General features: G+C 71.3%; 7 protein-coding genes and 1 pseudogene. 1 reads left to right on the top strand and 7 read right to left on the bottom strand.

All coding sequences use genetic code 11. The features are described 5' to 3' along the window. Nucleotides 1-23: 23 nt before the first annotated feature. Complete coding sequence (locus tag B4U46_RS35680) at nucleotides 24-512, bottom strand: MarR family winged helix-turn-helix transcriptional regulator (protein WP_079432384.1); 489 nt, start codon at nucleotides 510-512, stop codon at nucleotides 24-26. 138 nt (nucleotides 513-650) lie between these two features. After that, nucleotides 651-1,205 (bottom strand): telomere-protecting terminal protein Tpg, encoded by a 555-nt coding sequence (tpg, locus tag B4U46_RS35675; RefSeq protein ID WP_079432383.1) that lies wholly within the window; start codon nucleotides 1,203-1,205, stop codon nucleotides 651-653. Between the two features lie 27 nt (nucleotides 1,206-1,232). Between tpg and B4U46_RS40770 the strand changes: the two genes are divergently transcribed. Further along, nucleotides 1,233-2,198, top strand: coding sequence for a hypothetical protein (locus tag B4U46_RS40770; RefSeq protein ID WP_420543185.1), 966 nt, complete (start codon nucleotides 1,233-1,235; stop codon nucleotides 2,196-2,198). A gap of 1,005 nt (nucleotides 2,199-3,203) precedes the next feature. On the opposite strand, the pseudogene B4U46_RS40765 reads toward B4U46_RS40770, so the two are convergent. The 5 genes and pseudogenes from B4U46_RS40765 to B4U46_RS35650 all read right to left on the bottom strand — a co-directional run. Beyond that, nucleotides 3,204-3,437 (bottom strand): annotated as a pseudogene (locus B4U46_RS40765) (helix-turn-helix transcriptional regulator); the annotation flags it as partial. 176 nt (nucleotides 3,438-3,613) lie between these two features. Then, the gene (locus B4U46_RS35665; protein WP_237293447.1) at nucleotides 3,614-4,477 is read right to left on the bottom strand and encodes a ParB/RepB/Spo0J family partition protein; all 864 of its coding nucleotides are present in this window, start codon (nucleotides 4,475-4,477) and stop codon (nucleotides 3,614-3,616) included. Next, the gene (locus B4U46_RS35660; protein WP_079432382.1) at nucleotides 4,474-5,736 is read right to left on the bottom strand and encodes a ParA family protein; all 1,263 of its coding nucleotides are present in this window, start codon (nucleotides 5,734-5,736) and stop codon (nucleotides 4,474-4,476) included. Before B4U46_RS35660 ends, B4U46_RS35665 begins: the two co-directional genes overlap by 4 nt. 134 nt (nucleotides 5,737-5,870) lie before the next feature. Then, nucleotides 5,871-6,542 (bottom strand): ScbR family autoregulator-binding transcription factor, encoded by a 672-nt coding sequence (locus B4U46_RS35655; protein WP_237293446.1) that lies wholly within the window; start codon nucleotides 6,540-6,542, stop codon nucleotides 5,871-5,873. Between the two features lie 217 nt (nucleotides 6,543-6,759). Continuing rightward, nucleotides 6,760-7,494, bottom strand: coding sequence for an SDR family oxidoreductase (locus B4U46_RS35650; RefSeq protein WP_269467137.1), 735 nt, complete (start codon nucleotides 7,492-7,494; stop codon nucleotides 6,760-6,762). Between the last annotated feature and the right edge of the window lie 125 nt (nucleotides 7,495-7,619).

Below are 7,619 nucleotides of genomic sequence, written 5' to 3'. Positions count from 1 at the left end.
GGGGGTGGTGGCGGCGGTCGTGGTCATGACTGCTCCTTGTCGTTGTCGGTGGGACCGTCAAGGGGTGCGTCGAGCAGGGTGGCCAGGTCGCGGCTGAACTGTTGGGCGCGGGCGCTGTCCTGGCCGCCGAACGGCTCGAGGAGCTGGTCCAGCAGGTGTTGGACCGTGGTGATCGCGCGGCCTGTGAGCTCGTGGCCCCGTTCGGTGAGCGACAGCTGCATGGCGCGCGGGTCGTCCGGGTCGCGGGTGCGGGTGACGAGGCCGGAGGACTCCAGGGCGCGGGCGAGCTTGGAGACGTACAGCGGTTCGAGGCCGGTGTGGTCGGCGAGCCGGCGCTGGCTGGGGCGGAGGCCGGTGCGGGCCATGCCGTAGAGGGAGGCCAGGAGGGCGTACTGGGCGTGCGTCATGCCCAGGGGGGCGACGGCCCGGTCGACTGCCACCCGCCACTTCGTCGACAGGCGCCAGACCAGGAAGCCGGCTGTGGCGTCTTCGGATGATGATGCTGCGCTCATGGGGATAGTGTGCATGGCTATTATGTACATGGCTAGTGTTTGGTGAGAGGAGGGGGTGGGTGGACGACGTCGGGGGTTTTCCTTTCGATTCGTCGTTCCGGCTCGGGTATCTCGGGCCCTACGCCGGTGGGGGAGGGCTTAGAAGGCGAAGTCCACGTAGTCGATGTCGGTGAACTCGACCAGGAGGCTGGAGGCGCGGGCGCCGTTGTCCTTGAAGTAGATCTCCTGGAGGGCTTCGGCCGTGATGTGGCGCAGTTGGGCTTCGGTGGCGCCGGTGTCCTGGGCCGCGAAGAGGCGTTGGGCGTATTCCGGGGGGAGGTGCTGGGTGATGCGGCGCATGCGGCCGTCGTCGGTGGTGCCCGGGGCGGCGGTGAAGCCGAAGCGGGCGCGGGTCTCGATGATCAGGCCCGTGGTGCGGGCGGCCTTTTCGCGGGCGCGCTTGCGGACCAGGGGCTGCCAGCGGCGGCGTACCTCGGTTTCCATGCGGGCGGCGAGGGCCGGCTTGGGCTGCTTGATCTCGTTCTTCACGTAGCGCTCGACCGTGCGTTGGGAGATGCCGAGGAGGGTGGCGACGTTCTTGGTTGATTTGAGCTGCTTGACGAGGTAGCGCATCTGGGCGCCCGCGGACTTGGGGATGGGGCGGGTGAAGTGTTGTTCGTCGGCCTTGGTGAGGCTGTCGGAGATGTCGGACATTGCTTACTCGCCGTCTGCTGATGCGTCGTGGCCCTTGATGTGGCGGGCGGGGTTGAGGTGTTCGTCGAGGAGCTGGACGGCCCACAGGAGGGGCTGGGTGCCCTCGTGCTTGACCATGCCGGGGCTGACGCCGAGGCGGAAGCCGCCGGGCAGCGGCTTGCCCTCCGGGGTGCGGGGGAGGAAGTCCAGGGGGCTGGGGCCGTCGGAGAGGTAGACCGCGCAGTCGGAGAGGACCGCGATGGGGTAGAGGCCGGCGGCCGTGGCGAGCTTCTGCATCTTGCGGTGCATGTTGACGCGGGCCGTGGAGATGACGGCGGCGCGGATGTCGGGGCGCCAGGTGGGGCGTTCGAGGGCGGGCCAGGGCTCGCCCGGGCGGTAGCCGGCGCCCTGGGGGCGTTCGCGGAGTTTGCCGATGCCGCCCTTGACGGTGGACTTGATCGCGGAGAGGACGGCGGCGGGGAGGGGGGCGTGCTGTTTGTGGGTCTCCATGGCGGTGAGGAACTCGGGTTCCGTGAGGGTGGTCGTAACGCCCATGTCCGCCATCGTGGCCAGGTAGGCGTCGCGGAGGCGGCTGTACCAGGCGTCGAGGTAGGCGCCGTGCTCCGGGCGGACCCAGGCCTCGGTGGGGTGGACGTCGTGGCCGAGCTCCTGGGCGTAGGCCAGGGTCGGGGTCGCGTACCAGGCCGGGCCGGCGGGGGGCCTGCCGTGCGGGGTGAAGGGCTGGGGAGGCGGGGGTCGAGGGAGAGGGAGGAGAGGTCGCGAGCCAGCAGCCGGGGAGCTTCGGGGTCGAAGCGGGGGGCGGTGGTGTGGACGGCGGGGCCGGTGCCGACGGTGAGGCGGTTCGCAGCGGCGGCGAAGGCCATGTTCACGTCGATGCCCACGGCGTGGGTGCGGGCGCACTCGGCGTCGGTGAGGAGTTCCGGGTCGCGGATCCAGTCGTACGCCTCCTCGTCCAGGACCTGGTCCGGGGTGCGCTGGTGGGAGCGGGGGTAGAGGGAGGCGACCACCGGGTGCTCGTCGGGTGCCTCCGGCGGGGCCGGGGTCGACGGGCGGGTGAGGGAGCCGGGAACGGGGGCGGACTCCCAGGCGTTGGTCGCCGGGTTGCGGGCCGCGCGGGTGGGCGGGCGGAGGGCCGTCATCAGCTCCAGGCCCGTCACGGCGGTGGAGCCGCGGGGGGTGAGGACGCGGGCGGCGTAGGTGGTGAGGAGCTCGGCGAGTTCGGGGCGGGGAGCTCGGAGGTGTCCTCGCCCCAGGCGCGGGGGTCCAGGGCACCCCAGGGGAGCACCGCGAGCTGGACGCACTGGCGGCCGGTGGTGGGGGAGGCCGGGCGGTAGATGCGGGCCCAGGGGCCGAAGCCACGCCGGGTGAGCTGCCACTTGGCCTTGGTGAGCTGCTTGATGACGGGGTGGTTGTCCGGGAGGCGGAGGGCGCGGCGGTCCTCGAGGGTGAGGGGGAGGCCGAGGCGTTCGGCGGCGGGGGCGGTGAGGACGAGGAGGGGGTCGCCGTCCCTGCCGTTGCGGTGGAGGCGGGGGGCGCGCAGGTCGGCGTCGGGGCTGAGGGCCCAGGTGATGAGGGAGGGGAGGTCGGTGGTGGGGTGGGTGAGGAGGACCCCGCCTGCGGCGTGGGCGTGGCCGGTGCCGTCCAGGACGGCCAGGGGGCCGTTGCCCTGGAGGGGAGGGAGGGGGGTGGGGGGGGAGGGGTGGGTGGTTGGGGTGGCGTTAACGCCGTTAATGGTGGGTGGGTGGGTGGGTGGCGTGGTCTTGGGCTGGGGGGGCGTTGCTCGGGGGGTGGAGGGGGAGGGGTGTTAATGGCGTTAACGGTTGCCGGGGGAGTGGGGGGAGTGGGGGGCTCGGCGTTAACGGCGTTAACGGGGGAGGGGGGGACGGGGGGCTCCGCGTTAACGGCGTTAACGGGGGCCGGGGGCTCGGTGGGGGGCTGGGTGTTAACGGCGTTAACGGTGGGGGTGGCCGGGTGGAGGGAGGCGAGGCCTTCCAGGAGGCGGGCGTAGGCCGCGCGCTTGGGGGGACGGGGGGCCGTGCGGCCGGTCTCCCAGGAGGTGACGGTTTCGCGGCGGACGGAGAGGGCCTTGGCGATCTGGTCCTGGCTGAGGCCGGCCGCCTCGCGCAGGCGCTTGCGCTCGTCGGGGGCGGGGAGGCCGTCCTTGGCCGCGGCTTCCTCCAGCAGGGCGTCGACCGCTGCGAAGAGGGTGGTCTGTTCGTTCGTCTCGCTCATTGCTACCTCCAGGGGCACCCTATGTGAACCGCACGGTTGAACGCACATGAAACGCACGTGGGGGCGTTAACGGCGTTAATGCCGTCAGCGCCCCCGGCGTGCGTGCGGTGCGGCTCAGATGCGCTGCATCAGGAGCTCCGTGACGGCCTTGAGGTCGTCCGGGGTCAGGTGGGCGGTCAGGGCGTCCGCGATGGTCTCCGGGGACTGGGCGGAGATCGTGATGCGGGGGGCGGGGCTGGGGAGGGGGCGGGCTGGGAGGGCGGGGCGGGGGTGGGGGCGTTAACGGCGTTAACGGTCGGGGGGGCCGGGCGGGTGCGTTGGCGCGGGGGATTGACGGCGTTGATGCTCTCCGTGGCGGCCGCCGCCTGTTCCTCCTGGGGGAGGCGGCCGATGCGGCGGGCCGGTTCCACCTTCAGCTCGCCCGTCTCGACCTTGTCCTGGAGCTCGGGCGTCAGGTTGAGGAGGGTCAGGCGCTGGGAGACCCAGGCGGGGGTCTTGCCGATCCGCTTGGCCACCTGGGCCTGGGAGCCGTGGACGTCGACGAGCTCCTGGAGGGCGCGGGCCTGGTCCATGGGGGCGACGTCGACCCGGTGGACGTTGGCGATGAGCGCCGATTCGAGGATGTCGGCGGCCGAGGCGGACAGGGCGTCGTTGACGTGGATGTGCATGGTCTTGAGCCCGGCCAGCTGGGCGGCCGCGAGGCGGCGGTTGCCGTCGATGACCACGTACGGGGCGCGGCCGAGGCCGTCGGTGGCGCCCGGGTGGGCCTCCATGAAGGCCATGCGGGTGGCGACCGCCAGGGGCTGGAGCTGGCCCCGTACGGCGAGGGACTGGGCCAGCTCGTCGAGGTCGGTGAGGTCCTCGCGGAGGTTGAACGGGTTGTGGGCCAGGGCCTCGATGGGTACCTCGGAGGGCGGGACCACACCGGAGGTGGGGGCGCCCGTGGCTTCGGCGATGGCGGCGCGGCGGGAGCTGACGCTGACGGGCTGGGCCCGTGCGAAGGACGCCGAGACGCCGAGCTTGTCGGCCTTGCTGCTCATGAGATCTCCCGGGCGAGGGCGCGCAGGGCGACGGCCTGGTCGCCGTTGGGGGCGTAGACGAAGAGGGGCTGCTTCAGGCGGACGGACTCGCGCTGTTCCTTGAGGTCGGGGACGATCGCCACGACCCGGGGGTCCTTTATGTCCATCCAGGCCTGGAGGGAGCTGGTGGCGATGTAGCCGCGGCGGCCGTCGTAGAGGTTCACGACGAGGCCGAGGTAGTCGATGTCCAGGCTGAGGTCGTCGCGCAGGTCGTTGATCTGGGAGGTGAGGAGGTCGTAGGCGTCGGCCGAGGAGTCCTCCGCCTGGACGACGATCAGCGCGCCGGAGGCGCCCGGCTGTTCGGCGTCGCGGCGGCGGCCGTAGTAGATCGCCGCGTCCATGCTCAGGCCGAGGCTGGGCGGGCAGTCGATGAGGATGACGTCGTAGTCGGACTCGACGGGGGCGAGGGCCCGTTCGAGGGCGGCCTCGCGGGCGCGGACCGTGGAGAGGCGGACGTCGAGGAGGAAGGCGTCGGTGCAGGCGGGCAGCAGGTGGAGGCGGTCGCCGAAGCGGTCGTGCTCGATGGGGGCGATCAGGTCCTGGAGGGGCCCCTTGGCCTCGCCCGCCATGTGGCAGGTGAGGCTGTCGCCGCCGATGGGGAGCGGCTGCTGGCCGAGCTGCTTGGTGAGGTGGCCCTGGGGGTCGAAGTCGACGAGCAGGACGCGCATGCCCAGGCCCGGGAGGTCTTCGAGGTCCAGGGGGGTCGTGGTGGTGGGGTTCGCGCCGTCCGCTTCGCCGGGGTCGGCGAGCTTCGCCAGTTGGCGGGCGATGCGGACGGGGTGCAGGGTCGCGGGGTCCTCGGCGAGGGCCTCGGCGGTGCCTGCGGTGATGGCGGTCTTACCGACGCCGCCCTTCTGGTTGCACACCACGATGCGGCGGACGACCGAGGGGCGCTGGACGGTGGGGGCCGGGTTCATCTCCAGCCAGAGGCGCACCGCTTGGGCCAGGCCCTGGATGAGGGAGACGCCCCGGTCCTTGGAGCTGGTGCGGAAGGACTCCCACTGGCCGGCGGGGAGCCACGTCGAGAACGACTCGGCGCCGGAGGTGTCGACGGGGGAGGGGGCGGAGGCGAGGGCGCTCCAGTGGGCGATGCCCTGGTGGACGGCGTCCTGGATGTCGACCCGCAGCTGGGCGGTGCGGATCTTCAACTCCTGGCGGAGCCACGGGGGGAGCTTGGAGACGACCTTCTCTCGGTCGTTCGGGGACGAGGGCGAAGTCATGAGAGGGACTTTACTAACGTTCTTGGGTCTGTGTGGGCGCCACGCTTGGGTTTTGCTAACGAAATGGGTGGGGAGGGGGGCCGGGCATGCGAAAGGGCGGCCCCGCGGGTGTGCGGGGCCGCCCTGGAGGGGTGTCAGGGGACGGGGAGGGGTGGGGCGGTGGGCAGGTCGAACTGCCTGCGGCACTCGGGGGAGCCCGCCGGGTCGAAGAGGGCGAGGCGGTCGGCGGGCACGATCCCGGGGAGGAGGTGGGTCCAGAGGTCGAGGATCCGGGCGTGCAGGTCCTCGCGGCCGGTGCGGACGTACGAGGTGACCTGGACGCCGGTGAACGAGCCGACGAGGAAGGTCGAGAGGTCGTGCACGTCGACCGAGGGCAGTAGGTCGCCGCGCTCCTGGGCCGGCGTCAGGCAGCTGCGGCAGGTCTCGATCCAGGAGTTGTACGGGGACGGGTCCGGGTCCGTGAACGAGCCGAACTCGATGACCAGGCGGATGCCGGCGCGGATGCGGACGTTGGTGCGCAGCCCGAACGCCATCTGGTGGGTGAGGTCGATGACGGTCTGGAGGCCGGGGTCGTCGATGGCCTCGGGGACGCCTGCGGAGACCTGGAACTGCTCGTCCACCAGGGTGCGGGCGAGGGCCTGCTTGGACGGGAAGTGGAAGTAGAGGGCGCCCTTGGTGACTCCGGCGTGTTTGACCACGTCGCTGAGGCTGGTGCCGCCGAAGCCGGCGTGGTCGAAGGCGATGGCCGCGCCGTCGAGGATCGCCTGTCGGGTGATCTCGGCCCGTTCCTGCCTGACCCTCGCCACGTGTGTCTCCTGATGTCGGTTTCGTCCGGTGGTATTGAAGATCAATCTAAGGGGAGGGAGGGAAAGAAAACCAGTCGACCAGTACTTTTAAGGCGTTTAGTAGGTATGGATTCAGGGGTTGTTGGGGTGGTTTGCGGTGTTGTTTTTCGTCAGGTGGGTGGAGTGGGGCATTAACGCCGTTAACGGGGCCGGGTGTTAACGGCGTTAACGGAACCGGCTACAGGTGCATGCCGCCCGAGGCGTCGAGGAGCTGGCCGGTGACCCACAGGGCGTCGGGTGAGGCGAGGAAGGCCACGGCTCCGGCGATGTCGGAGGGTCTTCCGATGCGGTCGAAGACGGACAGGCCGGCCAGCCGCGCCACCCCCTCGGGCGTGGTGCGGAGTTTCGCGTTCATGTCGGTCGCGGTGAACCCGGGCGCCACCGCGTTCACGGTGATGCCCCGGGAGCCGAGCTCCTTGGCGAGGGCGAGGGTGAGGGTGTTGAGTGCGCCCTTGCTCATGGAGTACACGACGGACTCCGGGTAGGACATGCGGGTGATGGCCGAGGAGATGTTGATGACCCGGCCGCCTTCCGGCATGCGGGTCAGTCCCTCCCGGGTAAGCAGGAGCAGGGCCTTCACGTTGACGGAGAAGATCCTGTCGTACAGCTCCGCCGTTACCTCGTGGATCCGCGCCGAGCCGCTGACGGCGGCGTTGTTGACGAGGACGTCGAGCCGGGGTTCGATGCCCCGCCGGACAAGGGCGGAGTCGAACGCGGCGTAGAGGGTCTCCGTATCGCCGGCCACGCCCAGTTCGGTGCGCACGGGGAAGGCTTCGCCTCCAGCTGTCCGGATCGAGGACACGACCGCGTCGGCTGCCTCGGCGTTGCGCGCGTAGTGGACCGCCACCAGGGCGCCGTCGGCCGCCAGCCGCTCGGCTATCGCGCGGCCGATGCCGCGGCTCGCACCGGTCACCAGGGCCGTCTTCCCGGACAGGGGTCCCCGGACGGCGCCCGTGCGGGACCGTCCTGGGAGTTCGTCGTCTGCCGGATGCGGCTGCGTGGGAGCGACGGGCGGCGGCAGGGGCGACGGGATCAAGA

The organism is Streptomyces katrae, from assembly GCF_002028425.1.
Taxonomy (GTDB): Bacteria; Actinomycetota; Actinomycetes; order Streptomycetales; family Streptomycetaceae; genus Streptomyces; species Streptomyces katrae_A.
Note: the sequence above shows the minus strand (reverse complement) of the source record. Positions and strands in the feature narration are given on the sequence as shown.

Coding starts and splice junctions, on each gene's coding strand:
- B4U46_RS35665 (WP_237293447.1), bottom strand. CDS start 4,477: ATGAGCAGCAAGGCCGACAAGCTCGGCGTCTCGGCGTCCTTCGCACGG.
- B4U46_RS35660 (WP_079432382.1), bottom strand. CDS start 5,736: ATGACTTCGCCCTCGTCCCCGAACGACCGAGAGAAGGTCGTCTCCAAG.
- B4U46_RS35680 (WP_079432384.1), bottom strand. CDS start 512: ATGAGCGCAGCATCATCATCCGAAGACGCCACAGCCGGCTTCCTGGTC.
- tpg (WP_079432383.1), bottom strand. CDS start 1,205: ATGTCCGACATCTCCGACAGCCTCACCAAGGCCGACGAACAACACTTC.